General features: G+C 72.3%; 28 protein-coding genes. 11 read left to right on the forward strand and 17 right to left on the reverse strand.

All coding sequences use genetic code 11. The features are described 5' to 3' along the window. The first annotated feature begins 2 nt into the window (after positions 1 to 2). The gene (locus tag ACZ61C_RS12850; RefSeq protein ID WP_465306047.1) at positions 3 to 392 is read left to right on the forward strand and encodes a hypothetical protein; all 390 of its coding nucleotides are present in this window, start codon (positions 3 to 5) and stop codon (positions 390 to 392) included. A gap of 82 nt (positions 393 to 474) precedes the next feature. Beyond that, on the forward strand, positions 475 to 1,827 hold the full coding sequence (locus ACZ61C_RS12855) for an alginate lyase family protein (protein ID WP_465306049.1): 1,353 nt from the start codon (positions 475 to 477) through the stop codon (positions 1,825 to 1,827). A gap of 46 nt (positions 1,828 to 1,873) precedes the next feature. Here the strand turns inward: ACZ61C_RS12855 and ACZ61C_RS12860 are convergent, their stop codons facing one another. From ACZ61C_RS12860 to ACZ61C_RS12900, 9 genes are all read right to left on the reverse strand, one after another. Then, positions 1,874 to 2,716, reverse strand: coding sequence for a hypothetical protein (locus ACZ61C_RS12860; RefSeq protein ID WP_465306051.1), 843 nt, complete (start codon positions 2,714 to 2,716; stop codon positions 1,874 to 1,876). 59 nt (positions 2,717 to 2,775) lie between these two features. Further along, positions 2,776 to 3,165 carry a hypothetical protein gene (locus tag ACZ61C_RS12865; protein WP_465306053.1) on the reverse strand — a complete coding sequence of 130 codons (390 nt, stop codon included), beginning with the start codon at positions 3,163 to 3,165 and terminating at the stop codon, positions 2,776 to 2,778. Between the two features lie 72 nt (positions 3,166 to 3,237). Then, positions 3,238 to 3,843, reverse strand: a complete 606-nt coding sequence (locus ACZ61C_RS12870) for a TetR/AcrR family transcriptional regulator (protein WP_465306055.1) — start codon at positions 3,841 to 3,843, stop codon at positions 3,238 to 3,240. A 25-nt stretch (positions 3,844 to 3,868) separates the two neighbouring features. Further along, positions 3,869 to 4,957: a hypothetical protein gene (locus ACZ61C_RS12875; protein ID WP_465306057.1), complete on the reverse strand. Its 1,089-nt coding sequence runs from the start codon at positions 4,955 to 4,957 to the stop codon at positions 3,869 to 3,871. After that, positions 4,954 to 6,396 carry an NAD(P)/FAD-dependent oxidoreductase gene (locus ACZ61C_RS12880; RefSeq protein ID WP_465307000.1) on the reverse strand — a complete coding sequence of 481 codons (1,443 nt, stop codon included), beginning with the start codon at positions 6,394 to 6,396 and terminating at the stop codon, positions 4,954 to 4,956. The genes ACZ61C_RS12875 and ACZ61C_RS12880 overlap by 4 nt, the downstream gene beginning before the upstream one ends. Before the next feature lie 62 nt (positions 6,397 to 6,458). Beyond that, positions 6,459 to 6,770 (reverse strand): DUF4387 domain-containing protein, encoded by a 312-nt coding sequence (locus ACZ61C_RS12885; protein ID WP_465306059.1) that lies wholly within the window; start codon positions 6,768 to 6,770, stop codon positions 6,459 to 6,461. Beyond that, the gene (locus tag ACZ61C_RS12890) at positions 6,763 to 8,136 is read right to left on the reverse strand and encodes an acyclic terpene utilization AtuA family protein (RefSeq protein ID WP_465306061.1); all 1,374 of its coding nucleotides are present in this window, start codon (positions 8,134 to 8,136) and stop codon (positions 6,763 to 6,765) included. The genes ACZ61C_RS12885 and ACZ61C_RS12890 overlap by 8 nt, the downstream gene beginning before the upstream one ends. Further along, positions 8,133 to 9,086 (reverse strand): phosphoglycerate dehydrogenase, encoded by a 954-nt coding sequence (locus ACZ61C_RS12895; RefSeq protein WP_465306063.1) that lies wholly within the window; start codon positions 9,084 to 9,086, stop codon positions 8,133 to 8,135. Before ACZ61C_RS12895 ends, ACZ61C_RS12890 begins: the two co-directional genes overlap by 4 nt. Further along, positions 9,083 to 10,354, reverse strand: a complete 1,272-nt coding sequence (locus ACZ61C_RS12900; protein ID WP_465306065.1) for an MFS transporter — start codon at positions 10,352 to 10,354, stop codon at positions 9,083 to 9,085. The genes ACZ61C_RS12895 and ACZ61C_RS12900 overlap by 4 nt, the downstream gene beginning before the upstream one ends. A 116-nt stretch (positions 10,355 to 10,470) precedes the next feature. Between ACZ61C_RS12900 and ACZ61C_RS12905 the strand changes: the two genes are divergently transcribed. Further along, on the forward strand, positions 10,471 to 11,184 hold the full coding sequence (locus tag ACZ61C_RS12905; protein ID WP_465306067.1) for a GntR family transcriptional regulator: 714 nt from the start codon (positions 10,471 to 10,473) through the stop codon (positions 11,182 to 11,184). On the opposite strand, the gene ACZ61C_RS12910 is transcribed toward ACZ61C_RS12905, so the two are convergent. Beyond that, positions 11,181 to 12,110, reverse strand: coding sequence for a hypothetical protein (locus ACZ61C_RS12910; protein ID WP_465306069.1), 930 nt, complete (start codon positions 12,108 to 12,110; stop codon positions 11,181 to 11,183). The two genes, ACZ61C_RS12905 and ACZ61C_RS12910, sit on opposite strands and share 4 nt — an antisense overlap. Before the next feature lie 258 nt (positions 12,111 to 12,368). Here ACZ61C_RS12910 and ACZ61C_RS12915 point away from each other — a divergent pair, with 258 nt between their 5' ends. Further along, complete coding sequence (locus ACZ61C_RS12915; protein WP_465306071.1) at positions 12,369 to 13,136, forward strand: S1 family peptidase; 768 nt, start codon at positions 12,369 to 12,371, stop codon at positions 13,134 to 13,136. 38 nt (positions 13,137 to 13,174) lie between these two features. Here ACZ61C_RS12915 and ACZ61C_RS12920 read toward each other — a convergent pair whose 3' ends face one another. Beyond that, a complete protein-coding gene (locus tag ACZ61C_RS12920; protein ID WP_465306073.1) occupies positions 13,175 to 14,350 on the reverse strand; it encodes a CaiB/BaiF CoA transferase family protein in 1,176 nt (391 codons plus the stop codon). After that, positions 14,347 to 15,525 (reverse strand): acyl-CoA dehydrogenase family protein, encoded by a 1,179-nt coding sequence (locus ACZ61C_RS12925; RefSeq protein ID WP_465306075.1) that lies wholly within the window; start codon positions 15,523 to 15,525, stop codon positions 14,347 to 14,349. Before ACZ61C_RS12925 ends, ACZ61C_RS12920 begins: the two co-directional genes overlap by 4 nt. A 560-nt stretch (positions 15,526 to 16,085) precedes the next feature. On the opposite strand from ACZ61C_RS12925, the gene ACZ61C_RS12930 reads away from it, so the two are divergent. Both ACZ61C_RS12930 and ACZ61C_RS12935 read left to right on the forward strand, forming a co-directional pair. Next, positions 16,086 to 16,355 carry a DddA-like double-stranded DNA deaminase toxin gene (locus ACZ61C_RS12930; protein ID WP_465307002.1) on the forward strand — a complete coding sequence of 90 codons (270 nt, stop codon included), beginning with the start codon at positions 16,086 to 16,088 and terminating at the stop codon, positions 16,353 to 16,355. Further along, complete coding sequence (locus ACZ61C_RS12935; RefSeq protein WP_465306077.1) at positions 16,343 to 16,747, forward strand: Imm1 family immunity protein; 405 nt, start codon at positions 16,343 to 16,345, stop codon at positions 16,745 to 16,747. Before ACZ61C_RS12930 ends, ACZ61C_RS12935 begins: the two co-directional genes overlap by 13 nt. 91 nt (positions 16,748 to 16,838) lie before the next feature. Here ACZ61C_RS12935 and ACZ61C_RS12940 read toward each other — a convergent pair whose 3' ends face one another. Next, positions 16,839 to 17,756: a cupin domain-containing protein gene (locus ACZ61C_RS12940; protein WP_465306079.1), complete on the reverse strand. Its 918-nt coding sequence runs from the start codon at positions 17,754 to 17,756 to the stop codon at positions 16,839 to 16,841. Between the two features lie 70 nt (positions 17,757 to 17,826). Between ACZ61C_RS12940 and ACZ61C_RS12945 the strand changes: the two genes are divergently transcribed. Beyond that, positions 17,827 to 19,209, forward strand: a complete 1,383-nt coding sequence (locus ACZ61C_RS12945) for an FAD-dependent oxidoreductase (protein ID WP_465306081.1) — start codon at positions 17,827 to 17,829, stop codon at positions 19,207 to 19,209. A 14-nt stretch (positions 19,210 to 19,223) separates the two neighbouring features. Here ACZ61C_RS12945 and ACZ61C_RS12950 read toward each other — a convergent pair whose 3' ends face one another. Then, positions 19,224 to 19,418 carry a hypothetical protein gene (locus ACZ61C_RS12950; protein ID WP_465306083.1) on the reverse strand — a complete coding sequence of 65 codons (195 nt, stop codon included), beginning with the start codon at positions 19,416 to 19,418 and terminating at the stop codon, positions 19,224 to 19,226. Between the two features lie 355 nt (positions 19,419 to 19,773). Between ACZ61C_RS12950 and ACZ61C_RS12955 the strand changes: the two genes are divergently transcribed. Further along, positions 19,774 to 20,667: a TIGR03619 family F420-dependent LLM class oxidoreductase gene (locus ACZ61C_RS12955; protein ID WP_465306085.1), complete on the forward strand. Its 894-nt coding sequence runs from the start codon at positions 19,774 to 19,776 to the stop codon at positions 20,665 to 20,667. Positions 20,668 to 20,703: 36 nt separating this feature from the next. On the opposite strand, the gene ACZ61C_RS12960 is transcribed toward ACZ61C_RS12955, so the two are convergent. Next, positions 20,704 to 21,027 (reverse strand): DUF3253 domain-containing protein, encoded by a 324-nt coding sequence (locus ACZ61C_RS12960; RefSeq protein ID WP_465306087.1) that lies wholly within the window; start codon positions 21,025 to 21,027, stop codon positions 20,704 to 20,706. Continuing rightward, positions 20,936 to 22,156, reverse strand: coding sequence for an MFS transporter (locus ACZ61C_RS12965; RefSeq protein WP_465306089.1), 1,221 nt, complete (start codon positions 22,154 to 22,156; stop codon positions 20,936 to 20,938). The genes ACZ61C_RS12960 and ACZ61C_RS12965 overlap by 92 nt, the downstream gene beginning before the upstream one ends. A gap of 81 nt (positions 22,157 to 22,237) precedes the next feature. Between ACZ61C_RS12965 and ACZ61C_RS12970 the strand changes: the two genes are divergently transcribed. The 3 genes from ACZ61C_RS12970 (at position 22,238) to ACZ61C_RS12980 (ending at position 24,332) form a co-directional block, all read left to right on the forward strand. After that, positions 22,238 to 22,666, forward strand: a complete 429-nt coding sequence (locus tag ACZ61C_RS12970) for a winged helix-turn-helix transcriptional regulator (protein WP_465306091.1) — start codon at positions 22,238 to 22,240, stop codon at positions 22,664 to 22,666. 47 nt (positions 22,667 to 22,713) lie between these two features. Further along, positions 22,714 to 23,478 (forward strand): DUF1206 domain-containing protein, encoded by a 765-nt coding sequence (locus ACZ61C_RS12975; protein ID WP_465306093.1) that lies wholly within the window; start codon positions 22,714 to 22,716, stop codon positions 23,476 to 23,478. Between the two features lie 65 nt (positions 23,479 to 23,543). Further along, positions 23,544 to 24,332, forward strand: coding sequence for an adenylate/guanylate cyclase domain-containing protein (locus ACZ61C_RS12980; RefSeq protein ID WP_465306095.1), 789 nt, complete (start codon positions 23,544 to 23,546; stop codon positions 24,330 to 24,332). Here ACZ61C_RS12980 and ACZ61C_RS12985 read toward each other — a convergent pair. Beyond that, positions 24,247 to 25,161 carry a helix-turn-helix domain-containing protein gene (locus ACZ61C_RS12985; RefSeq protein ID WP_465306097.1) on the reverse strand — a complete coding sequence of 305 codons (915 nt, stop codon included), beginning with the start codon at positions 25,159 to 25,161 and terminating at the stop codon, positions 24,247 to 24,249. The genes ACZ61C_RS12980 and ACZ61C_RS12985 overlap by 86 nt on opposite strands. Positions 25,162 to 25,226 lie beyond the last annotated feature (65 nt).

Consider the following 25,226-nt stretch of genomic DNA (forward strand, 5'->3'; position numbering starts at 1 on the left):
ACATGATGGAACCGGCTCCGCGACGCCCGCCGGCCCTGGTCGCCGCTCTGGTTGTGCTGCCGCTGGCCGCTTTCCTGTTCGGGATGACCGAGACAGCCGTCGAGGGGACGGCGGCGGGCCCCTGGTCGGTGGCTTTGCTGAGCTCGCTGCTGGCGGTTCGCTTCAACTGGGCTCGGGTGACATCGCTCGTCGCGCTGGCCTTGTTGACTCTCTCGTGGCTGCCAGGTGCCCTCAAGCACGCCGAAGATGAAGCGACGAGCCGGGCGGTGTCCTACGCCCTGATCGGCACAGCCCTCTTCGCGGCGGGTGCCGTGCTGGCTTGCCTGCCCGAGTCGACCCAGTACTACCGGCTGGCCGCGCAGTGGCGAACACGTGCGAAGAAAGCACCCTGAGCAAGTCCACTTCAGGAGGCTTGACGCTGCCCACGTTCAGGTATCTACTTCGTTGTCACATATATGCAAACAGTTCATGTATATGAACGGAGTAGCAGTGTTGCCGCTCAGAACTCTCCGGCGTTTCGGCGTCCTGGCGACGGCGACGGCCGTGCTCAGCCTCCCGCTGACCGGACTCGCCTCAGCCGACACCGAACCCGCGTCCACCTCCGCCTCCGCCGGGCCGTGCTCCCTGCCCGTGCTCTCGCGCCTCTGCCCGCCGAAGACCGTCGTGCTCGACGGGAACCGGTTGCTGCTGAACAAGCTCGCGCTGCTCGTCGGCGACCGGACCACCAAGACCGCGCTCGGCAACCTGCTCAAGCAGGCTGACGTCGCCGTCAAGGCCGGGCCGTGGACCGTGGCCGACAAGGAGCGGGTGCCGCCCAGCGGGGACAAGCACGACTACCTCAGCCTCGCCCCCTACTGGTGGCCCAGCCAACCGAAGACCCCGCAGAACCCGCTCGGCTGCCCGTACGTGCAGCGCGACGGCGTCCTGAACCCCGAAACCACGGCCGTCCCGGACAAGGCCGAGCGGCTCAAGGCGTTCAGCTCGATCTACCAGCTCTCCCTCGCCTGGTACTACACCGGCAAGGCCGACTACGCGAAGCGCGCGGCGCTCGACCTGCGCACCTGGTTCCTCGACGCCGCCACGAAGATGAACCCGAACCTGAACTTCGCCCAGGGCATCCCCTGCAAGAACGACGGCCGCGGGATCGGCATCATCGAGTTCTCCTACACCTTCACCCAGGTCCTCGACGCCGCCGCGATCCTCAGCACCGGCGCGCCCGGCTGGTCGAAGGGGGACGAAAGCGCGTTCAAGAGCTGGTCGGGTGACTTCCTGACTTGGCTGCGCACCAGCCAGTACGGCAAGGACGAAGCCGCGGCCCAGAACAACCACGGCACCTTCATGGACATGCTGACCGCCGGGATCGCGCTCTACACGGGACAGCCCGGCGTCACGAAGGACATCCTCGAGAAGGCCAAGGCGGGCCGGATCGACCACCAGATCGCCGCCGACGGCAGCCAGCCCGAAGAGGTGGCGCGGACCCGCACCTACCACTACTCGACGTTCAACCTGGTCGCGCTGACCCGGCTCGCGCAGATCGGCCGGCACGCCGGCGTCGACCTGTGGGGTTACCGCAACCCGCAGGGCGGCAGCATCTTCAAGGCCGTCGACTTCCTGCTCCCCGCGGCCACCGGCGGCGCGTCCCAGTGGCACTACCCGGATCTCAACTTCCTCCAGTACGCGGCCCTGGACAGCGTTCACGCGGCGGCGGACGCCGGTGACCGTGACGCGCGGGCGGCGTTGCCGAAGGTCCCGGCCCCGCCGGGCGGCGACCTCTACCCCGTCCGCCCGGCCGCCGAGCAGCTGGACGACATCTCCACGACCGGCTGAGGCGCTCCCGTGGTGCCGGTCTCCCCCGCGACCGGCACCACGGGACTCACACCGCTTCCGGCGCGGGCGCCCGGTGGGCGGCCGCGTAGTGCGCGGTCCCGATCGCGCCCGCCACGGCGAGGACGAACCCCGCGACCGCCGCGGCGGTGAAGCCCGCGCGGACGCGGTCGTCCAGCACCACCACCCCGATCAGCGACGACACCGCCGTGTTGGTGGTGAACATGATCGCGGTGACCGCGGTCGCGCGGCCGCGTTGCAGGGCCATCGCGAACGCGATGGCCGCGGCGAGCCCGTTGGTGATCATCGCCCAGATCGCCGGCTCCAGCGCGAGGCGCCAGACCGGGCCCGAGGCGTCCAGCGTCCGCGCCGAGATCCCGACGGCGCTGAACCCCAGCCCGGTGCAGAACCCCAGCACGATCGGCGTCCAGCGCCCATCGACACGCTGGGCGGTGAACGCGGTCGCCGCGATCAGGACCGCCACCCCCACCAGCGCGAGCTTCCAGCCGGTCGACAGCGGCTCGGCCGGCCCGGGGTCCGCGGACAGCCCGAGCAGGACCAGGCCGGTCGCGCCGACGCCCAGCGCGGCCCAGCCGGCGCTCGCCAGCCGGACCCCGAGGATCGCGGAGATCGTCGCGGTGACGCCGACGCTGAAGGCGAGCACCGACTGGACCAGGAACAACGGCAGCCGGTGCAGCGCGGCGGCGGCGAAGACGAACCCGAGCAGGTCCACCCCGACCCCGAGGAAGTACAGCGGCTGCCGCCGCAGCGCGACGAGGTCCTGCGGCGAGCCGCCGTAGGCGCCGGCCTTCCGGACCCCGGCGGACTCCAGGATGGAGCCACTGCCCGAGGCGACGGCGGCCAGCACGGCGAGGACGTATCCGAGGATCACGGCCTGAGTGTCTCAGCCCGGCTCCGGACGCTCTCACCTCGGACCGTCGAGCACGGTTTTCAGGAGTCGGTCGTCTTGGCGCAGGACACCGGCCGGCCGGGGCCGGGGGCCGTCGCCCTGGCCAGTTCCTGCTCGCCGTCCAGCAGAATGCGGCAGCTCAGCGTGAGATCACCCGTCGGGGTGGCCGTGAGCTCCGCCTGCTGGCCCGCGGTCACGATGGCCTCCTGCTTCCACGGCACGCCGACCGGGCCGGCGACCGTGTGCTGCTTGACCTCGTCGTTGTAGCGGTTCGGGGAGTTCGCGTAACCGACCTTCGCCAGCGTCCCGCCACTGGGGCCGGTCACCTCGTAGGTGATCGCCCACGACTTGCCGGTGGGGTTGGCACACGCCGTGACACCCGCCAGCGCGCCACCGAGGACCACCGTCGCGAGGACTGCCTTGATCATCATGGTCAAAACCGTAGGGCCCCCGGACCGCGGCGGCATCGGACCGAAGACCGATCATCCGATAGTGCGATGGTCCTAGTCCGGCACGCGCAGCGCCGGGCCGACCCAGCGGCCGACGAGCGCGCGCAGCTCGTCGTCGGTGAGCTCCGGGGTGGTCGGGAACTGCAGGAACGAGATGAACAGCCGCATCAGGACCTCGGCCAGGCCGCGCAGGTCGTCGTCGGTCTCGACGCCCGCGGCCGCCCAGTCGACCGGCACGGTGCGCAGGATCCGCGCGCCGAACGTGAACGCCTCCGGGGCGAGCACCCCGACCGTGAAGAAGTCGGCTTCGCCCGCCTCCAGCAGCAGGCCGAGGTGGGGCTCGTCGGGGACGGTCCGGAGGGCGAACACCACCGACTCGACCGCGGCTTCGGCGGGGCTGCCGAACGCGGCCAGGTGCCGCTCCATCCGCCCGGCGAACTCCTCGACCCCGGCGAGCGCGACCGCGCGCAGGATGTCCTTCAAGCCCGGGAAGTAGCGGTAGACGGTCTGCCGGGTCACCCCGGCCTCGGCGGCGACGTCGGAGAGGCTGGTCTTGGCGAGCCCGGCGCGGTCGAGGCACGCCGTCGCCGCCTCGACGATCCGGCGGCGTGCCTCGTCTTCGGTGCCGGGCGGGTTGCCCTGCCAGCCGTGGAACCCCATGCGCCCCATCTTCCCCGAGCCGGGCTCAGACGGCGGCAGGGGCAGTCCGCCGCGCGGCGTACAGCGCGGCCAGCAGCAGACCCGCCCCGAGGAAGCAGGCGAGCGCGTACGGGCCGCTCCCGACCGGGGTGCCGTCGTCGGTGACGCCGTCGTGCGCGCCGAGGTACGCGGGCAGCGCGGCGAGCCAGCACACCGCCAGCCCGCCCAGGTAGACCGCGGGGTAGATCCGGGCGAACGCGGTCAGCGGCACGTCCGGCCCACGGTCCGGCGACCGCAGGTGCGCGACGACGATCCCGGCGCCGACGACCCAGAGCAGGGCCAGCTCGACACCGAGCACCCACGCCTGCGCGGGTGTGTTCCCGGCGAAGAGGCTCGACGGCAGCCCGGCGACCGCCATCGTCAGCGGGGTGAGGGCTCCGGCCACGAGCGTGCGCCAGACCAGCGGCCACCCGCGTCGCGGGCCGCCGGTCAGACGCACGACGAGGTAGGTCAGGCCGCCCATCGAGACGGAGGCGAACAGCAGCATGCTGGTCATCGGCACCGCGGCCAGCGCCGGGTGGTTCACGATGCGGTTGCCCGGGTTCCACGCCCACCACCTCAGCTGCGGGCCGAGCTGGTCGAAGACCTCGTAGAACACCTGGCAGACGAAGGCGACGGCCACCGAACCGGCCAGTGGGCCCCGGCTCCGGAAAAGCCCGAGCGACCGCACGAGCTCGTAGGCGAGCTGGCTGATCACCGGGTAGAACGCGACGATGTAGAGCGGCAGCCGGTCCGCCATGAACTGCACGGTGAACTCGTTGTGGGCGAAGATGAACCCGTACTGCCGGTCGAGCCCGAACCACTCCGGGAAGTACAACGGCGGTTCGGTGACGAAGAGGTAGACCAGCGAAGCCCACCACAGCGCCAGGTTCACCGGGTCACCCGCGCGGTACCGGCGGAGCGCGTGCACCAGCGCGAAGACCGCGCCGCCGACGACCAGCACCTCGAGCAGCGGCATCGTCCAGTGCGCGAGTGTCCACGGTGGACGGACCGAGACCACCGGAGCGACGGCGTGGCAGTCGAAGCCGAGACCGCGCGTGACGGCTTCGGCCTCCGGTCCGCACGCGGTGCTCACGCCGCGGCCGGTGAGTGGTCCGTCGCCGGCGGCTCGGCCTGGGGGTCGAACCCGAAGGGCACCCGGTGCCGGCCGAGCGCCGCGCGGACGCGGTAGCGCACGAGCGCGGCGAGCACCCGCGGGTTACGCAGCATCTCCCCCAGCGACTCGTCCATGTTGAACACCTTGGCGAAGTGCTCGTCGACCACTTCGTACTCCCGCGCGGCGCCGACGATGAGACTGAAGGCCGGCCCGGACACCGCGTCGAGGACACGGCGCTTCCATTCGGGCGCCTTTTCGGTGCCCTCGGCGCAGGCGTACCCCTGGTCCCGCGCCATCGCCAGGCGCCACGGCACCCCGAGCAGCTTGCGCTGCGCGCGGAGGAACCGCGGGACGAACGCAGCGTCGAGCCGCCCGGCACGGGCCAGGTGCTCCCGCAGCAGCAGCGCCGACCCGGCCGCGGAGCTGATGCCCTGCGCGTAGAACGGGTTGAACGCGCAGATCGAGTCGCCGACGAACACCAGGCCGGCCGGCGGGGTGCGCAGCCGGTCGTAGCGCCGCCACTTGTTGCCGGTCGAGCGGGTCAGGTGCACCTCCGACGTCGGGGCGCACCGGTCCATGGCGGCGGCGAACAACGGCGTCCGCACCCGGCGGGCCGTCTCGACGAACGCGTCCGCCGTGCGGGGCATGGCCAGGCCCCACGAGCCCATGCACGCGATGACGCGGTTGCCTTCGATCGGGAAGAAGTTGACCAGGAACTCGTGCTCGGCGGGGTGGGCGCCCTTGTCCGGCGTCGGCATGATCACCAGGTGCCGCCACCACCACGACGCCGGGCGCGCCGCGGGCTCGGGCAGGTCGTACCAGCGTGAGGTGTAGGTGACCTTGGCGTCGAGGGTCCGCACCTCGGGCTCGGGCCAGCCGGCCGCCGCCAGCCAGCCGCCGGCCGGGGAGCCGCGGCCCATCGCGTCCACGACGAAGTCGGCGTCGACGTGCTCGCCCGCGAACTCGACCCCGGTGACCGCCCCGGCTCGCACGGTCAAGCCGCTGACCGCGGCTCCTTCGCGGATGACGACGTTGGCCAGCTCCCGCACCTGCTCGCGCAGCACGCGTTCGATGAGGATCCGCGAGCTGTAGATCATCGTCATGGCGCTGCGCTTGCGCGCCGACCAGCCCGGGCCGTCGAGGTAGGCGGCGTCCAGGGACGGCATCAGGTGCAGCCCGCCCGCGGCGATCAGAGCGGCTTCGAAGCCCGGGAACAGCACCCCGATCGCGCGGCGCCCCGAGTTCAGCAGGAAGTGCGGGTGCTTGCTCTGCGGCACGCCGCGGCGGTGCTCCGCCCCGGCCGGCAGCTCGTCGCGTTCGAGCACCAGCACCCGGTCGAAGTGCGGGGCGAGCGCGCCGGCCGCGCACAGACCGGCGGCGCTGCCCCCGAGGACGACGGCGGTGTTCCCGAGCCGCATGCGGACCCCTTCCGTCATTCATACAAATGGACACCAAATGTATGAATGACGGAAGGGCGCTGTCAAGGCAGCTCCAGCAGCGCCAGCGGCACGTGGTGCTGGCCCGCGTGGATGTCCCGGTCCCGCAGGCCGCCCTGGGGAACCGGCCGGGGGAAGGAGATCTTGACGACGTTCAACGCCGGGATCCGGAAGATCCGCACCCCGCCGGTCGGGACGCCGTACAGCCGCGCGACGACGTCCTCGTTGAGGAAGGTTTCGTCCGCCGCGACGCGGTAACCCGCTTCGTCACGCATGAACAGCTCCATGGTGACCCAGAACGGGCCCGCGTTCTTCGACCGGACTTCGAGGGCGCGGTCCTGCAGGGTTTCAGGCATCGGCACGGGCCTTCCGGAGCTCGGTGCGGAACAGCGCGGTCGGCGTCTCGGCGTCGACGACGTGGTTGAGGACGAACTCGTAGGCCGGGCCGCGCTCGGTCTCCGCCGGCGACGTCGGGAAGGCGAGGCTCGGCAGGTACGGCATGTCCGGGGTCGGCAGGTGCAGCATCAGCGGGTTGGCGATCTTCGCGACGGCAGTGGCGGTCGCCTGGTCGGCCGCGCGCACCAGCAGCATCACGCCCACCTCGCGCGCGGGGGTCGTCGCGGGGTCGAGGTCTTCGAGGATCGCGTTGTGGCCATAGAGCCGGATGTCGAGCTCGTAGCCGTCCTCGCCCAGCGCGAGCGTCTGGTGCACCCGCTCGACGAGCACCTTCCGCAGCAGCGCGGCCCAGTCCTCGATGCCGGCCAGGATGTGCGGGTCGCGGATGGCGGTGAACGACATCGTCTCGTAGCCGGTGAGCCGGGCGCCTTCGAGCTTGATCGTGTGCTGCGCGGCGGGTTCGAACGCCGAGCCCTCGACGCGCACGATCCGCTCGTCGACGGCCCGGTAGGTCGCGGCGGAGACGTCGAGCGTCCCGGCGGGCTCGCGCATCCGGAACGGGTCGGCGGTCTCGTACAGCATGTGCGCGGCCACCGACGTCGGGGTGCAGGCCGCCGCCGGGTCCAGCGGTTCGATCGTGAAGCCGGTGCGGTCGATCCGCGCGAACACCCCGCCCGAGCGCGGGTTGGTCGTGCACTGGCCACCGCATTCGACGATCTTCGACGCGTGCCAGACCGGACCGGCCGGCATCCCCCGCATCAGCGCGAAAGCGGCCGCTACCGCCGTGTCGGTGGCGCGCCCGGCCAGCACGACGTCGGCGCCCGCGCGCAGCGCCGCCTCGATGGGCTCGTGGCCCATCATCCCGACCACGCGCACGCAGCTGTCGAGGGTCGCGGCCGCGAGCGGGCCGAGCGGCGGCAGCGGGTGGATGGCGCCCTCGGCCAGCCGGCGCCGGAGGTAGGCGGGATCCTGCTCGCTGTAGATGGTGGCGACGGTCAGGTCGAGTCCGTCCGCCGCCAGGATTTCCGCGGTGATCGCGGCGAGCCAGTCGACCCCGCTGTCGGCCCCGCTCGTGCCGCAGGACCCGACGACGAGCGGGATCCGGGCCTTCGCCGCGGCGCGCAGCAGCACGCGCATGTCCCGGGCCACGGCCGCGGTCGACGTCTTCGGGGTGCCGGAACCGAGGTAATGGGGACCGGAGTCGGTCGAACCCCCGTCCACGGCGATCACGTCGGCGCCGAGGGCGAGGCCGCGCTCGACCGTCTCCTCGGCGAACCCCGCGCCGATCATGCCCGCGGGCACCAGGACGCCCACTGAGTCGTTCACTCGTTTCTCCTTCGTGTGACGGGAAAAACCGGGCTGCGCGGCGCACCGCGCAGCGAGGCCAGCAGCTCGTGGGCGGCGCCGGCCACGGTGGCCCGGCGGGCTTCGGTGGTCTGGCCGCCCAGGTGCGAACAGACGGTGATCCCGTCGACTCCGCGCAGCGGGCTGTCCGGCGGCAGCGGCTCGGTCGCCGCGACGTCGAGCGCCGCGCCCGCGAGCCGGCCCGAGCGGACGGCCTCGGCCAGCGCGGCTTCGTCGACGAGAGCGCCCCGCGCGGTGTTGACCAGGATCGCCGTGGGTTTCATCAGGGCGAGCGCGGCCGCGTCGACGAGGTTCCGCGTCCGCGGGGTCAGCGCGGTGTGCAGGGACACGAAGTCCGCTTCGCGCAACAACTTCGGCAGCTCGACGAAATCGACGTCCGGGTCGCCTCCGTCCGGGTGGGCGGTGGCGCAGAGGATCCGCAGGCCGAACGCCCGGGCGAGCGGGAAGACGGCGCGGGCGGGGGGGCCGTGCCCGACGAGCCCGAGGGTGGCGCCGCGCAGTTCGCGCCCGCCTCGCCGTGGCCAGTCGCCCGCCCGCACCCCGGCGACCGATTCGACGAGCCGCCGGGACGCGGCGATCAGCAGCCCCATCGTGTACTCGGCGACGGCGTTGCTGTTGATCCCCGGCAGGTTGCTGACCCGGATGCCCAGCCGGGCGGCGGCTTCGACGTCGACCGAGTCGTACCCGACCCCCGACCGCACGATCGCGCGCAGGAGCGGTGCGCGTTCGAGGACTTCGGCGGTCAGCGGGTCGTTGCCGATGATCGCGCCGGTCGTGTCCGCCAGCGCCGCGACCAGCTCCGCACCGCGCGGCCGGACGACGTAACGGAGGTCGTGGCCGGCCGCGGTGAGCAGCGCGTGGGCCTCGTCGCCGGGGCGGGCGTAGTCGGTGGTGACCAGGATGACGCTCACAGCGCGACCTCGGTCCCGGTCGGGCGGCGCCGCAGCACCCGCACGACGGCGGCGACCGCGAAGACCGCGAGCAGGGCCGCGTCGACCGGCATCAGGTCCCAGCCGCTGACGTCGACCATCCCGCCGACCACGGCGGGCCCGAGGAAACCTCCGCCCGCCCAGCCGACGGTGTAGAGCGCGGTGTAGGTCCCGAGCACCCGGCTGGACGGCGCGAGGTTCCACAGCACCACCGCGGCGTTGATGACGAACCCGGCGGCACCGACCGCGGCCACGCACAACGCGACGATCGTCGCGGTGGCGGTGTGCAAGAGCGTGCCGATGGTCAGCGCCAGAACGAAGACCGTCATGCCCAGCGCCATCACGCGCAGCCGGCCGATCCGTTCGGACAGCAGCGCCAAGGGGTACGCGGCGAGCAGGAACGCCACGCCGCTGGGCAGCGTGAGCCCGCCGGCCTTGCCGCGCGACAGGCCGAGGGCTTCGATCCCGTAGTTGGTGACGAGCGAGCGGGACGCCGCCCAGGCCGCGCCGAACAGCAGGATCGCCAGCAGCACCAGCAGCCGGGTGCGGTCGGGGTCACCGGCGAGCTCACGCAGGATGTCGCGCATACGCGGTTTCGGGACGTCTTGCTGCTCCGGCTTTTCGTCCTCCGCCACCGCCGCCCGGTAGGCGGGCGACGCGCTGTCGCGGACCCGCAGCACGAGCACGGCCGCGGAGACCAGCATCAGGGCGGCGGGCACCGAGAAGGCCAGCACCGGGTGCGAGTCGACGAGGAAGGTGCTGATCAGCGCCGAGACGATGATGGTCAGGCTGGACGCGATCTTCACCGCGGCGTTCGCCCGGCTGCGGCGCTCGGGCCGGATGAAGTCGGGCAGCAGCGCCTCCCCCAGCGGCTTGAAGCTGTTCGCCACCAGCGCGTAGGCGAACATCAGCCCGATGAGCGCCGGCAGCGACGACGCGAGCGGGATGGTGGCGAACAGCAGGGCGGCGACCGGCATGCCGGCGGCCAGGTACGGGATCCGGCGGCCCCAGCGGGTGCGGGTGTTGTCCGAGCGGTTGCCGATCCAGGGCTGGATGACCACGCCGAGGATGTTGTCCATGCCCATCAGCAGCCCGATCACGGCGGCGCTCCCGACGTGCTCGCGCAGCAGCGGCGGCACCTGCGCGTCGTAGAAGTTCCACGTCGACTCCTGGGCGAAGACGGCGAGGGCGACGAAGAACGTGATGTGCCGGCCGATCTTCCGCCCGCTCGGGGCGTCCACTGTGGTCATCAGGAGTCCTCCGGGTCGCCGCGGCCGCGTCGCCGCTGCGGTCACCGTAGAGATGCTATAGCAAAATTGTCAACGGTGGCATATCCGGTTGCCATGGCCGGCGCTAGGATGGGTGCATGGAGACGCCCGTCGCTACCGAGACCCTCGCCGACCGCACGTACCGCGCGGTGCAGGCCGCGATCGCGGCGGGTGAGCTGAGCCCGGGTGAGAAGGTCACCGAGCGCGGCCTGGCCGAGCGCTTCTCGGTGAGCCCCACGCCGGTCCGCGAAGCCATCCGGCGGCTGGAGCAGGACGGCCTCATCGAGCGCGCGGGCCCGCGCACGGTGGTCGTGGCGGCGATCGGCGACTCGGCGATCCAGGACCTGGCCGAGGTCGAGGTCGCGCTGCGCGGGCTGATCGCGCGCTTCGCCGCCCGTCACGCGACGCCGGCCCAGCTCGACCGGCTCGACACGATCCTCGACGAGGCCGACGACCTGGTGATCGTCATGCGCCAGCGGCACGCCGGCGGCCAGCCGGTCGACCGGTACGTCGGCACGCTGCTGGACACGATCCAGCGCTTCAACGACGCGGTGAGTGCGTGCGCGGGCAACCCGGTCCTGGTGCGGCTGCTGGAACAGAGCCGCGTGTTTTCCCGCGACGAGCGCCGCAGCCGCCTGACCGACCACGTGCTGGCCGACGACCGCTTCGGCGCCGAGCGTTATTCGAGCCACCGGGCGCTCGTTCACGCCTTGCGCGCCGGCGACGCGGCGAAGGCCGAGGAGATCGTCATGAAGGACGCCCGAGGTGGGCTCGACGACCTGCTGAAGAAACCGGCAGCCGGGGCGAACTAGCCCCAGCACCACCGCATTCCGCGGATCCCGGGCGCCACCCCGGTGCCGAAGACGTGCGCCGGGGACACCGCCGACAACGCCACCTCGGTGACGTCGCGTTCCGGCCCGCCCGGGGAGTCCCGCCGGTACGCGTGACAGCTCGACGGCAGCGCCTCCGGGGCGAAGTGGACCTCCAGCAGGTGCTCGGGCACCGGGTGCCGGAACCGCCGGTCGTAGCTGGCGTCGGGGACGTCGTCGGTGTACTCGAACTCGTACTCCAGGATCGCCGTCTCGCCCAGCGCCAGCGGCCGGCTCGGCACCAGCTCGCTGAGCACGAACCCCGGCTCGGGCAGGACTTCCGTGCGCGCGGGCTCGCAGTAGCGCGTCGACACCAGCCGTGGCGGGCGGCCCGGGGTGCAGCCGCGCAGCGCGACCAGCTTGGCCTGCACCGGTTCGTCGACCGCGCGCACCACTTCGCGCACCCGCAGCCGGGTCAGCGCCCCGTCCGCGGCGACGTGCAGGGTTTCGTGGAGGCTGAGCACCACCAGGGACGTCTCGTCCGCCGCGTCGAACGAGTGCAGCACCGACAGCACGCGGTTGCGCGGGCCCCAAAGCCGTTCCCAGCCCACGACTCCCGGCGCCGCCACGTGGTCGGGCCGGGCGAGCAGGCCGGTCAGCGAACTCGCGGGCAGGCCGAGGATCCCTTCCAGCACCGCGACCGCGCGCAGCGACTCGGGGCGTTCGGGCCGGGTCCGGCCGGTTCGCCAGTAGCTCAGCGTCGTGGTGCTGACCGGGACGCCGGCCGCGGCCAAGCGGCCCTTGAGCCGCGCCAGGCCCAGCCCGCTGCGGTTGATGGCCAGCGAAAGCGCCCGGCTGAACGGGCCGGCGGCGAGCGCGTGCGCCAGGTCCCGCCCGGGCTCCGGGGCGGGGGCCGCGAACAACTGCATCCAGGTCCTCGGTGATCCGGACGGAAACGGCCTGCCCGGCGGATCGCGCCGGTCCGCGTTCGGTCTAACAGCCGTGGACGGCGGCTGTCATCCGACGAACGTCGGCCGTGCCCGGGGAGCGGACGCCCCGGGAAAGCGCAACCCGCCGAAGGAACCGTCCTGTTCCGTTGATCGGCTCGGGCCTTCCAGCGGATTACCCGGAGCGCACCACCCGCTTACGTTCGGTGAGTCCCCACCGGTCCCCCAAGGAGTCCCGAAATGCGTGAAAACCCCGGACGGCTCACCCGCGCCGCCGCCGTGCTCGCCGGTTCCTGCGCCGTGTTCGCGACGCTCGCCGCCGCCCCCGCGTCGGCGAGCACCCCGGTCACCCCGCTCTCCCCCGCCGCCCAGCCGTCGATCATCGGCGGCAGCACGGCGCAGAACCCCGGTTACATCACCCGCTTCAACGGGCACGCCAACGGCTACACGTTCTTCTGCACCAGCACCCTGATCGGCGCGCGCTGGGTGCTGACCGCCAAGCACTGCATGTACGACAACAACGGGCAGCGGCTGACCGACATCGACCTCTACGTCGGCTCGAACAGCGCTTCCGGTGGGGTGCACGCCAAAGCGGCGTCCACCTACCTGTACTCGGGCGGCGACCTCGCCCTGATCAAGCTGAACACCACTGGTGGCAGCACTTTCGCGCGCCTCGCGAGCAGCTCTTCCGACGCCGAAGAGGGTGACGCCGCCCGCGTGTACGGCTGGGGCGCGACCCAGTCCTCCGACGAGGGCAACCACCAGTCGAGCGTGCTGAAGCAGGCGTCGGTCCGGATCTCCGACACGAGCGACACCGACTACTTCGGCGGCCCGGCGATCTCGGCCGACACCCCGAACGGCGCGGTCGCCGGCGGGGACTCCGGCGGCCCGATGCTCGACGGCGGTGTGCAGGTGGGGGTGTGCTCGACCAGCGACCGGTCCAGCACCACCACCTACGGCAGTGTCGCCGCGGGCCGCTCCTGGATCCGCCAGACCAGCGGCGTCTGACCGGTCGCGGGGCCGCCGCCGGCCGGCGGCCCCGCGGCTCACCCGCTCTGGGCGGCGATCCCGCGGCCGATGAGGTCGTCGGCGTCCACACCGGACTCGACGAGCAGCGCGCGCGTGTGCTGCCCCAGCGCCGGAACGTCACCCATCACCGCTTCGACGTCGGCGAAGGTCACCGGCGGCAGCAACGCGTCGACCCGGGCGTGCTCGGTGCCGATCTTCCGCCAGCGGTCCCGGGCCCGCAGCTGCGGGTGGTCGACGACCTGGCCGACCTCCTTCAGCTGGGCGGCCGGCACCCCGGCCGCGGCGAGGCGGGCGTCCAGTTCGGCATTGGTCCACTGCGCCGTCCGGGCCGCGACCGCGGCGTCACACTCGCCGCGATGGGCCACCCGGGAAACGTTGGTGGCGAAGCGCGGGTCGCCGGCCAGCTCGGGCGCGTCGAGCACGTCGGTGACCAGGGTGCGCCAGCCGGTGTCGTTCTGGACGCCGATCAGCAGCCGGCCGTCGCGGGTCGGGAAGGCGTCGTACGGCGCGATCGAGCTGTGGCTCAGCCCCATCCGCGCGGGCTGCGTCCCGCCGTACATCTGCGTGTACAGCGCATATCCCATCCACTCGACCGTCGCCTCGAGCATCGAGACCTCGATCGTCGCGCCTTCACCCGTTCGCCAGCGCCGCAGCAATGCCGCCAGGACCGCCTGCGAGCAGTACATCCCGGACGCGATGTCGGCGGTCGGGATCCCGGTCTTCGCGGGAGCTTCCGGCGTGCCGGTGATCGCGATCAGCCCGGCTTCGGCCTGCACCAGCATGTCGTAGGCCTTGCGCTGCGCCATCGGCCCGCCCACGCCGAACCCGGACAGGTTCACCACGACCAGCTCCGGCTGCCGCGCGCGAAGGTCGCCGAAACCCAGCCGGTCCGCGGCGCCGGGCGCGAGGTTCTGCAGGAAGACGTCCGCCTTCGCGACGAGCCGCCGCACGACGTCGCGCCCCTCCGGCGTCTTCAGGTCGACGGCGAGCGACTCCTTGCCGCGGTTGAGCCACACGAAGTGCGCGCCGCTGCCGTGCACGACGTGGTCGTAGGCCCGGGCGAAGTCACCGCCGTCGACCCGCTCGACCTTGATCACCCGCGCGCCGAGGTCGGCGAGGGTGCGGCTCGCCAGCGGCGCGGCGACGGCCTGCTCGAGGGCGACGACGGTGACCCCGTCGAGCGGGCGCGTCACGACTGCTTCTTCTTCTCGGCCCGCACCAGCCCGCCGCCGATGATCAGCCGCTGGATCTCGCTCGTGCCTTCGTAAAGCCGCATCAACCGGACGTCGCGGTAGATCCGCTCGACCGGGACCTCCCGCAGGTAACCGGACCCGCCGTGGACCTGCACCGCCAGGTCGGCGACCTTGCCCGCCATCTCCGTGCAGTACAGCTTCGCCGCCGACGGCGCGATCCGCCGGTCCTCCCCCGTGACGTACAGCCGCGCCGCCTCACGGGCCAGCGCGCGCCCGGCCAGCACCCCGGTCTGCTGGTCGGCGAGCATCGCCTGCACCAGCTGGAAGTCCCCGACCGGTGTGCCGCCCTGGGTGGCGGTCGCGGCGTAGGCGACCGACTCGTCCAGCGCCCGCTGACCGGCGCCGACGGCGAGACCCGCCATGTGGATGCGGCCGCGCGCCAGCGACGTCATCGCCGCCTTGTAGCCGACCTCGCCGTCCCCGCCGACCAGCGCTTCCGGGCCGACGCGGACCTCCGAGAAGGTGACGTCGGCGGTGCGGGAGCCTTCCTGGCCCATCTTGGCGTCCTTGGGGCCGACGGTGATGCCGGGCGTGTCGGCCGGGACGAGGAACACCGCGATGCCGGTGCCGGCCTCCGACGCGGGCCGGGTGCGGGCGAACACCACGAACAGCCCGGCCTCGGTGGCGTTGGTGATGAACTGCTTGCCGCCGTTGATGACCCAGCCCTCGCCGTCCGGCTCGGCGGTGGTCCGCAGGCCCGCCGGGTTCGAGCCCGCGCCGGGCTCGGTGAGCGCGAACGACGCGACGACGTCACCCGAAGCGATCTTCTCCAGCCACCGCGCCTTCTGGTCGTCGGTGCCGAAGCCGACCAGGACCTGCCCGGCGATGCCGTTGTTGGTGCCGAACATCGAGCGCAGCGCCAGCGACGTGTACCCCAGCGCCATCGCGACCTCGACGTCCTGCACGAGGTCGAGGCCCAGACCGCCCCACTCCTGCGGGATCGCGTACCCGAACAGCCCCATTTCGGCCGCCTGCGCGCGCAGGTCGGCGGGGATGGCGTCCGTCGACATGATCTCCAGCTCGCGGGGCATGACACGGGTGCGCACGAAGTCGTCGATCTGGCCGAGGACGTCCGCGAAGACGTCGTCGGGGACGTCGGGGTTGCCGGTGTACATGACTTTCACTATCGCAGATCCACGCATGACAGTTTGCCTCTCACCAGCCAAGATGGGCAAAGGGGCGATCATGGCGGGAGTACGGGAGCTGACGGCAGCCGTGCGGACAGCGCTCGGCAAGCTGCCCACCGCCAAGCTCAACGAAGCTGCCGACCTGCTCAGTGAGGCCGCGGGGGCCCTCACCCGGACCGGCTCACAGCAGCAAGAGATACAGGATTCCGTCTCCCGGCTCGGTGAGGCCGAGCAGGGCCTCGGCAACCTCGTGGGCGTCGTCGGCCAGGTGGACTACATACTTTCCGGCTACCTTGATCGCATCGGGGCGAGCACTCCTCCGGAGGGTCCCGACACCTCGGCCGAGGTGTCGGCACAGCCGACTGTCACTTCCGTGCCGGCTGCCGCCGCACCGGACGGCCGGCGCCTCACCCGAGACCAAGCCGAGGCACTGCGAGCCTCGCTGCCACCACCCGTGGTGCGGGGTACCGGGCAGAAGACGCACGGCCGCTGGGTCGACGAGCACGGCCGGGCCCACGAGATCGTCAGCGGGACAGATGCCGACTCGCATGCAGCCTGGGCGCTCTTACAGCAGCGAGGCATTCCCCCTGAAGGCCGCGCCGGTCACGGTCAGCCACGCCGAACAGAAGTTGGCCGCGCGCATGGTTGGCGATGGACGAAAGCACGTGGACGTGGTACTCAACAACCGGCCGTGTCGCAGCGCGTTCGGCTGCGACAGCTTGCTGCCCGTTATGCTCCCATCCGGCTACTCGGTGACGGTCCACGCGCCGAACTACCGCAAAACATTCACCGGAGGAATGAACCCGTGGTCACGCTAGAGGTCTGGTACGACCACGAGCCGGAAAACGACCACACCGACGGCGAACCGGCCATTCTGGTACGCACGGCAGGCGACCTCGACGAGCTGATCGCGCGCGTGCAGGCCGACGCCAAGGACGCCGCCGTTCCCTCAATGGTGGAGTGCTCCGTCTCCGGCTCCCCTGGCAAGGGCACCTTCTACTTCGGTATCGGGCAAGAGACCGGCTTCGTAATGTTCCTGGCACCGGAAGCCGTGCACACCGAGGGTGACTCATCGCTCAGTGAGAACGTCATCTACGACTTCCAGGCCAACACCCAGGAAATCCCGAGCCGGTACGAGGTGCCATTGGCCGAGGCGCGGCGAGTGGCAGTGGCGTTCTTGGAGCAGGGAGCATTGCCGCAGAGCGCGTAGTCATGGCAAAGGTATTGCGTGACCGAGCGAGTCGACGAGGCCTTGTATCCGGCCGAGCGGACATCCATGGGTCCGCATTGCCTGCGCCGGCCTACTCGTCCATGGTAGAGCCCGGCGCCCGGAGCGCCCGCTTCCGGAACCGGGCGGGCGTGCTGCCGAGCGACGCGCGGAACGCCTGCCCGAACGCCGACTCCGACCGGTAGCCGACCTCGCTCGCCACCCGGCCCACCGAGTGGTCCGACCGCGTCAGCAGGTCGGTCGCCACCATCATCCGGATCGCCGTCACGAGCGTCGCGACCGTGGTGCCGGTGCGGGCGGTGAAGTGCCGCACGAACGTGGCCCGGGACATCGACGCGGCGGCGGCCAGCCGGTCGATCGTCCACGCCTCCCCCGGCCGGTCGACGATGCCGGCGATCACGCGGCCCAGCGCGTCGTCACCCATCGCCGTCCACAGGGCCGGCGCGCCGAGGCGCGGCTCGGGGCGGCCGCGCAGGGCCATGGCGAGCAGCGCGTCGCACAGGGCGGCGACCACGGCGGCGGTGCCGGGGCCGTCGACGCGGGCTTCGCCGCGCAGGACCTCCGCGAGCGTGCACGCCGGGGCGTCCAGCGAGACGTGCACCAGCGGCGGCAGCAGGCGGAACAGCAACGAGCCGGCGCCCGGCTCGAAGCGGTAGCGGCCGCAGAAGAGGTCCAGCTCGGGCTCGGCGCCGACCGTCCGGCGGGTCGGGAACGCCGCTCCCGGCTCCTCCGCGAACCGCCGCCGCCGTCCCGAAGCGGCCGAGACGGTGTGCGCGCCGCCGTGGGCGAGCAGCACCAGGTCCCCCGGGCCGAGCTCGGCGGTGTGCGGCCCCGAGGTCACCGTGCAGCGGCCGTCGAGCACCAGGTGGAAGGGCACCTCGCCCGGGCCGGCCGCCGGGTGGTCCAGCGCGAAGCGCCCGGCGAGCAGGCACCGCACGTCCACCCCGCCCTCCGGCCGGGCCAGCCGGACCAGGCGGCTCACGCCGTCCATGAGCCGGTTCCGACAAGGATTGAGCTGTTCACGCGTGGTCGTCTCTCCTCGCCCGGCCGATGATGGACACATGGAGCACAAGCACTTCGACCTGCTGGTGATCGGGTTCGGCAAGGGCGGCAAGACGCTGGCCGCCACGATGGGGCGGCTCGGCAAGCGCGTGGCCATGATCGAGCAGTCCGCGCAGATGTACGGCGGCACGTGCATCAACATCGGCTGCGTCCCGACGAAGGCGCTCGTCCACCACGCCGAACACCCCGGCGCCGGCAGCCCGGCGGAGCGCCACCACCAGGCGGTCGAAGACACGCGCGCGCTCACGACCACGTTGCGCGGCAAGAACTTCGCGATGCTCGACACGCTCGACTCGGTCACGGTGATCACCGGCCGGGCGGAGTTCCTCGACGCCAAGACGGTGCGCGTCACCGCCGGCGCGGACGTCGTCGACCTGAGCGCCGACACGATCGTGGTCAACACCGGCGCGGTGCCGACGGTGCCGCCGATCCCCGGCCTGCGCGAGAGCGGGCACCTGCTCACGAGCACGGACCTGATCGACCTCGACCACCTCCCGAAGCACCTGGCGATCCTCGGCGGCGGCTACGTCGGGGTGGAGTTCGCGTCGATCTACGCCCAGTTCGGCAGCGCGGTCACGGTGCTCGACACGGGCCCGCGGATCATGCCGCGCGAAGACGAGGACATCGCGAGCACGGCCACGGAGATCCTGCGCGGCGCGGGTGTCGAGTTCATCCCGGGCGCCCAGGTGACGGCGGTGCGCGACATCGACAACGGCGTCGAGCTGACGTACGAGGTGAACGGCCGGACCCACACCCTGGCGGCCGACGAGGTCCTGGCGGCCACGGGCCGCACCCCGGCGACGGAGGGCCTCGGCCTCGACCGCGCGGGAGTCCGCACCCGGGCGTCGGGCGCGATCGAGGTGGACGAGCACCTGCGCACGAGCGTCCCCCACATCTACGCGGTGGGCGACGTCAACGGCGGCCCACAGTTCACGTATATTTCTTTGGACGACAGCCGAATCGTGACGGACCAGCTCACCGGCGCCGGTTCGCTGTCCACTGTGGACCGGAAGTTCGTGCCGTACACGGTGTTCATGACGCCGGCTTTGTCCCGGGTGGGTCTCACGGAGCGGGAGGCGGTCGACCGGGGGCTGCGGGTGAAGGTGGTTTCGAAGGCTGTCGCGGACATCGCGGGGATGCCGCGGGCGAAGATCGTCGGCGAGACTCGTGGGGTGATGAAGTTCGTCGTCGACGCCGACACGGACCAGGTGCTGGGAGCGGCGCTGCTGAGTGTGGATTCGCAGGAGCTGATCAATGTGGTGACCCTGGCGATGCGGCAGGGCACGACGGCCGGGGTGCTGCGAGACGCGATTTACACGCATCCTTCGTCCACGGAGGCTTTCAACGAGGTTCTGGCGACCCCGCCGGTGCAGACGACCTGAGCCGCTGGACCGCGTCAGGCGCCAAAGAGGTCGCTGATCGCGGTCAAGAGAGCGGCGTCGCCGCGATGCACCGCAAGCAACGCCAGGAAAAGAAGTCCGATGACCATCACCAGCCGAAGCAGTTTTTCCTTGCGATAAACCGCCATCGCGACGGCCATAAGCAGCAGGAGAGCCAGAGCGGCACCAAAGATGACCTCGATGACACCCACGGCCCTCACTTCCCGACGTGTCCTCCTCGGAGCTCCACGCGGAGTCCGTCGCCGTGGTCAGCATGGCCGGAGCCGACAGGCAGGGCTCCCGCCGCGGCCGAGCCCGCAAGCAGGCGGATTGGACCGCGACGGCAGCCTCGCCACGGCGCAACTGGTCTGGTCCAGTTCGCCGAGCCCTCGAGCCGGCGCGCTTGTCCGGCGAAGCCCCCTCCCCGACTCACCCCTCCGCGTCCTGGCTACGCTCAAGACGATCACCTCCAGCCCCCGATGCGCCAAGATACTTGAACGAGCAACTAGACGCGAGTACTAGTGGTAGCAGGACCGGCACGGTCCGTTCGCTCTTCAGGGGAGAATCATGCGCATTGGGTTCAGCCTTCCGGTTTTCGGCAAGGCCGCGGCCACGCCGGGCGGGATTGCGCGGTATGCGCGCGAGGCCGAGCAGGCCGGCGCCGCCAGTCTTTGGGTTGGCGACCGGCTCCTGTCGCCCGTCAAGCCCGTTGTGCCCTATCCGGGTTACGACACCATGCCGGAGGAGTTCCACACCGCCCACGACCCGTTCACCGCGCTGGCCGTCGCCGCCGCGGTGACCGAAACCGCGATCCTCGGCTCCAGCACGATCAACGCCACCCAGTACCAGCCCGCCAACTTCGCCCGGCTGCTGACCAGCCTCGACGTCGCCAGCAACGGACGGCTGCTGCCCGGCCTCGGCATCGGCTGGTCGCCGGACGAGTACGCCGCCGTCGGGATTCCGATGGGTGAGCGCGGGAAGCGGCTCGACGACCTGCTCGACCTGCTCGACACCTGGTGGGCCAAGGACGTCGTCTCGCACGAGGGCGTCGGCTACTCGATCGCGGAGAGCCACGTCGACCTCAAGCCGGTGCGCAAGCCGCCGGTGCACCTTGCCGGGTTCGGGGAGAAGTCGCTGCGGCGGGTCGCCCAGCGGGCCGACGGCTGGCTGCCCGTCTGGTCGGTGCCCGAAGCCTTCCCCGCGGACGTGCTCACCTCGACGCTGGCCAAGCTCCGCGCCGACGCCGAGCAGGCCGGCCGTGACCCGCAGGCGCTCGGTGTCGCCCTGCGCGTGAATGCCGCTCCGGGCACGAAGGCGGAGGACATCGCCGAGTCGGTGACGAAGATCGTCACGACGCTCGAGCCCGACCACACCTTCGTGGACCTCACCTACCTGACCGGCAGCGTCGAGGAGCACCTCGACCTCACCGGCCGGCTGCTCGACCTGACCGCCCAGGGCTGAGCCACCCCCGGGCGGGCCCACCGGAGCCCGCCCGGGTCAGGCCGTCCGGATCCTGATCGGGCCCCGCCATTCGCCGTCGGGGTCGAGGAGCTCGCCGCCCTGGGTCACCCGGACCTGGCCGTCCCGCGCTAACTCCCGGGCCAGTTCGCGGGCCTCGGGCAGCAGGGGACGCCAGTCGTCGGCCACCGCCCGGGCCGCGTCCGACGGGCACGTGCTGCTCTCCGCCCCTCGCGCCGCGGCCAGGGCGAGAATCGCCGCCCGCAGCCGGTCAGGCGCGGTGGTCAACGCGATCCGGGCCTGCTCCGCGCCGGGACCGCCGCCGTCCCGGATGCGCTCCAGCTCCCGCCGTGGATCGCTCATCCCGCCAGGATCGCACCGCGCAGGCCAGCGCGCAGACCGCGAACCCGGCGCCGAGCAGACTCGAGCCCATCCAGCCGGAGGACGTGAAGACGGCGGTCGTCGACGCCGCGCCGAGGGCGGACCCGAGTGCGTAGAAGACCATGTAACCGCCGATGACACCGCTCGGCCGGTCGGGGAACGCCGCGGTGAGCCCGTGCTGGTTGCCCACGTGCACCACCTGGACGGCGAAGTCGAGCACCACGATCCCGACAGTGAGCAGCCAGAGCGACCACGGCAGCTGTGCGATCGCCGCCCACGACACCACGAGCAGGGTGAGCGCGAGCCCGGTGACCGGCGCCGCCCGGCCGGCGTCCGCCCACCGTCCCGCCCGGGCGGCGCCGAGCGCGCCGGCGAGCCCGGCGAGGCCGAACAGCCCGATCCGGCTTTCGCTCAAGGAACCCGCCAGCGCCGGCGACAGGCCGCTCCACAGGGTCCCGAACGACGCGAACAGGAAGAACGCGACGAGCCCGCGAGCCAGGAAGGTCCGCTGCCGGAACAGCCCGCCGAGGGAGACCAGAGCCCGCCGGTACCCTGAAGAAGCGCGCTCGTCCGGCGGCAGCACGACCAGGACCAGGACCGCCAGCCCGAGCGACAACACCGCGAGCACCGCGTAGACGCTCCGCCAGCCCCACGCGTCGGCAAGCAGGCCGGTGACCACCCGCGCACCCAGGATTCCCACCACGACGCCCGAAGTCACGACGCCGATGGTCCGCCCGCGTTCGGCGGGCGCGGAAACCGAAGCGGCGTAAGCCACCGTCGTCTGCACCACCACCGCGAACGCCCCGGCCACGGCGAGCCCGGTGAACGCCATCCCCGCGCCCGGAGCCGACGCCGTCAGCGCCAGGCCCACCGCGGTCAGCGCCAGGTGCCCGGCGATGAGCCGGCGCCGGTCGGCCACGTCACCCAGCGGCACCAGCAGCACCAGCCCGGCGAGATAACCGAGCTGGCCGGCCGCGACGAGCCACCCGGACAGCCGCGCCGGCACCCCGAGGTCGTGCCCCATCGGGCCCAGAACCGGTTGCGCCGCATAGATTCCCGCCACCGAGACCCCGCACACCACCGCGAGCAGCAGCCGCCGTCGCCCGTCCATCACTCCCCCGATCAGTAGCAGTTTGCAACCAAACTGACGGTACGGCAGAATGGTTTCGATCCGCAACTCTTCGGAGGTGTCATGCCCTGGACCGACCCCCAGTGCCCGGTCGCCCGCACGCTCGACCTCGTCGGCGACCGCTGGAGCCTCCTGGTCGTCCGTGACGCGATGGACGGCGCGCGCTCGTTCACCCAGTTCCAGCGCCGCACCGGGATCGCGCGCAACATCCTGACCGACCGCCTCCGCAAGCTCGTCGAACACGGGCTCCTCGCCCAGCGCACGGCAGCCTCGGGACGACGGCAGGAGTACGTGCTCACCGACGCCGGCCGTGACCTCTTCCCGGTGGTCCTCACGTTGCGGCAGTGGGGAGAACGCCATGCCTTCGCCCCGGACGAGCCGTACTCCACGCTCGTCGACGGCCGGGGTGTCCCGGTGCCGGAACTGGTCCCGTCGGGAACCGACGGCGAGGTCGTCGACGCGGACACCACGCACGTGCGGAAGATCGGCTGACCCGGGTGCGCCTGGTCAAACGGGCCGCGGTGAGCAAGGATCCGCAGATGCCCGACATCAGAGGATTCAGCCTCTTCGCCCGGATCGGGCTGACCTGCTACGCCGTGGTGCACCTGGTCGTCGCCTGGCTGGCGGCCCAGGTCGCGCTCGGCGACAACGAGAAAGCCGACAAGGCCGGGGCGCTGCAGCTGGTCGCTTCCGGCGGCGGCGCGTGGCTGCTGTGGCTGATCACCGCCGGGACCGGCCTGCTCGCCGTCTGGCAGCTCACCGAAGCGATCACCGGCCACCGCCACGTTCCCGCGCGACGGCGGCGGATCCGCCGGATCACCAGCGGGCTCGAGGTCGTCCTGTACGGCCTGGTCGCCTACAGCGCGGGCAAGACCGCGGCCGGCGGCTCCGGCAAGGCGGGCTCGATCGTGGCCGCGGCGCTCGGCCAGCCGTGGGGCGCCGCGGCGGTGATCACGGCCGGCGCCGCGGTCATCGTCGCCGCCGCCTTCCTCGCCTACCGGGGTGTCCGCAAGAAGTTCGTGCAGGACCTGGACTTCGGCGGCGCGTCCCGCGGCCTGCGCCGGTCGACCGAGCAGCTCGGCCAGGTCGGCTGGTGCGCGATGGCGGTCGCCTACGGGACGGTGGGCGCCATGTTCGTGCTCGCCGCGCTCACCTACGACCCGGCGAAGGCCGGCGGCCTGGACCCCGCGCTCAAGACCCTCGCCGCCCAGCCGTACGGGCAGGTCCTGCTGCTGACGCTGGCCGCGGGCATCGCGGTCTTCGGGGTGTTCGCGCTCCTCGAGTCCCGGTTCCGCAAGATCTGACCGCTCGGGTGAGCTTCGCCCCGATCACCGCTCGGCGAACCCGACTCGCCAGTAGGCTCCACCTCGTGAACGGCCCCGAGCCCTGGCACGCCCGCACCCGGCGGTTCCTCCGCACGACCGACGAGCGCGACCGGCTGGTGCGCGCCGCCCGGCTGGTGCGGCGGCTCGTGCCCGGTGACGACCGACCCGACGACCCGCTCAGCCCGTCCGGCGTCCGGTCGTCCGACCGGATCGCGCGGCTGCTCACCGACGCGGGCGCGGACCGGCCCAGCGCGTCCCGTGAGCTCGGGCTGGCCGCCGTCCAGGCCTGGCAGGCGGCGACCCGCCGCACCACGCACCCCGACACCGCCGCCGGGATCACCGTCCTGTTCACCGACCTGGTCGGCTTCTCCTCGTGGGCGCTGCACGCCGGCGACGACCGGGTGCTGGCCCTGCTGCGCTCGGTCGCCGACGTCAGCAAGTCGGTGATCACCGGGCACGGTGGCTCGGTGGTGAAGGGCCTGGGGGACGGCGTGATGGCGGTCTTCACCGACACCGCCCGGTCGGTGGTCGCCGCCCACGAGACCTGCTCTGCCGTCGCCACGGTGGCGGCCGAGGGTTACCACCCCCGCCTGCGCGCGGGACTGCACCGCGGGCACCCGCAGCGGGTCGGCGCGGACTACTTCGGCGTGGACGTGAACATCGCGGCCCGCGTGATGGCCGCGGCCGGCGGGGACGAGGTCCTCGCGAGCGCGGCGGTGCTCGACGCGCTCGACCCGGACACGGTCATCACCCGCCGGCGGCGGGGGTTCCGCGCGAAGGGTGTGCCGGCCGATCTGCAGGTGTACTCGGTGGTGCCGACGTACCGCTCGTGACCCGCCCGTCGCCGTGCCAGCGCAGCAGGAAGCGCAAGGCCTCTTCCGACGGTGAGCCGGGCTCGGCGGTGTAGGCGACCAGCAGCTGGTCGGGGTGGGTGTCGACGGTGAACTGCTGGACGTCCAGCTCGACCCGGCCCGCGACCGGGTGCGCGTAGGTCTTGACCAGCTGCCGCGGCCCGCGGACCTGGTGGCTCGCCCACCAGGCACGGAAGTCCGGGTCGCGCACGCTCAGCTCGCCGACCAGCGCGCTCAGGGCGCGGTCGTGCGGGTCGCGGCCGGCCTCCATCCGCAGCACCGCCACGCACTCGCGGGCCGACCGCGGCCAGTCCGCGTACACCGTGCGGAACTTCTCGTCGAGGAACGTCAGCCGGATCAGGTTGCGCTCCGCCGCGGGCAGGGCGCCGAAGTCGGTCAGCAGCGCCTCGGCGCCGCGGTTCCACGCCAGCACGTCCATCCGGCGGTGCAGGACCAGCGCGGGGACGTCCGCCATCGTGTCCAGCAGCTGCCGCAGCCGCGGCGCGACCTCCGGCCGGGCGGGCCGCCGCGCCGGGGCGGTGACGTCGGCGACGGTGAACAGGTAGTCGCGTTCGTCGGCGGTCAGCCGCAGCGCGTCGGCGAGCGCGTCGAGGACCGGGCGCGAGACCCGGCGGGTCCGGCCCTGCTCCAGCCGCACGATGTAGTCGACGCTCACGTGCGCCAGCTGCGCCAGCTCTTCCCGGCGCAGACCGGGCACCCGGCGCAGCCGGCCGTCGTCGGGCATTCCCGCGTCGCGCGGGTCGAGCGCGGCGCGGCGGACCCGCAGGAACTCGCCCAGTTCGGTGCTCACGCCCCCAGTCTTCCGGAGCGGGCCGACGCCGTGCCTGGTACCAGGTTGCCCAGGCAGCTCCTTCC

The organism is Amycolatopsis sp. NPDC104587, from assembly GCF_055583645.1.